At 56.5% G+C, this 331-nt stretch carries 1 protein-coding gene; it reads right to left on the reverse strand.

The window, feature by feature from the left end; all coding sequences use genetic code 11:
• Positions 1-317, reverse strand: a 317-nt coding sequence (locus J9893_RS11165) for a transposase (protein ID WP_210600847.1), incomplete at its 3' end; no start/stop codon positions are given.
• Positions 318-331 lie beyond the last annotated feature (14 nt).

Consider the following 331-nt stretch of genomic DNA (forward strand, 5'->3'; position numbering starts at 1 on the left):
TGTTTCTTCCAGTTGCTGCTGAACTTTACCTTTTTGCTCAACTGGCGTTGGAGCCTTGCCAGCTTGGTCTGATTGGTTTTGAAGCTGTTGACGGGCTCAAACACCGTGCCGTCTGACAGGGTTGCGAGCTTGGCGATCCCCGCATCCAGCCCGACCATTGAGCCGGAGGGGTGAATTGGCTCGGACGTCTCCTGCTCGACCTGAAAGGAGATATACCAGTGCCCGGCTGCTTGGCTGACGGTCGCGTTTTTAATTTTCCCTTCAACTGGCTGGGACTGACGGAACTTGACCCACGCCAGCCCGGCAGGCAGCTTCACGCGACCCTTTTCAA

Source organism: Aeromonas sp. MaB10011B (assembly GCF_017939325.1).
In the GTDB taxonomy this organism is placed as follows: Bacteria; Pseudomonadota; Gammaproteobacteria; order Enterobacterales; family Aeromonadaceae; genus Aeromonas; species Aeromonas caviae.